The organism is Aquabacterium sp. UBA2148, assembly GCF_002328915.1.
GTDB classification, from domain to species: domain Bacteria; phylum Pseudomonadota; class Gammaproteobacteria; order Burkholderiales; family Burkholderiaceae_C; genus Aquabacterium; species Aquabacterium parvum.
In genome coordinates, this window is sequence record NZ_DCXA01000221.1 from 1 (window position 1) to 801 (window position 801).

1 protein-coding gene is annotated in these 801 nt (G+C 64.9%); it reads right to left on the bottom strand.

What is annotated here, in order from left to right; translation table 11 throughout:
• A partial coding sequence (gene adk, locus B2W70_RS12475; protein ID WP_286746115.1) for an adenylate kinase occupies positions 1-644 on the bottom strand: 644 nt, incomplete at its 3' end.
• Positions 645-801: the final 157 nt, after the last annotated feature.

The window sequence follows — 801 nt, forward strand, 5'->3', positions numbered from 1 at the left end:
GCGGCGACGGCAGCTGCGGTGATCTGGTCGACCGAGCCCACGCCACTGATCTTGCGGCACTGCGGGGCGGCGGCGTCGCCAGTGGCGGCCCATTGACCGTAGTAATCGACCAGCGGGCGGGTCTGCTGGTGGTAGACGTCCAGGCGCTTGCGCACGGTGGCTTCGGCGTCGTCTTCGCGCTGAATCAGGTCTTCGCCGGTCACGTCATCCTTGCCGGCCACTTTGGGTGGGTTGAACGTGACGTGGTAGGTGCGGCCAGAAGCCACGTGCACACGGCGACCGCTCATGCGCTCGATGATGTTGCTGTCAGGCACGTCGATTTCGAGCACGTAATCGATCTTCACGCCAGCGGCCTTCATGGCTTCGGCCTGAGGGATGGTGCGGGGGAAGCCGTCGAACAGGAAACCCTTGGCGCAATCGGCTTGCGTGATGCGTTCCTTGACCAGGCCGATGATGATGTCGTCGCTCACCAGGCCGCCTGCATCCATGACCTTCTTGGCCGCCAGGCCCAGTTCGGTGCCTGCCTTGACCGCGGCGCGCAGCATGTCGCCGGTCGAGATCTGGGGGATGCCGAATTTCTGGCACAGAAAGGCGGCCTGCGTGCCCTTGCCGGCGCCGGGCGCGCCCAACAGGATGAGTCTCATGTTTGTCCTTGGTGTCCGGATGGTGGGAGGCGTGTGAAAACCTCGCAAGCCCTCGAGGATAGCATGGGCATCCCCTCTGTCTGGGGATGGGTTAGCCCCAGCGGCGATGGGCTTGCTCGGTTCAGGCGGAGAACATTGCGCGCACGCGGGCGAGGTC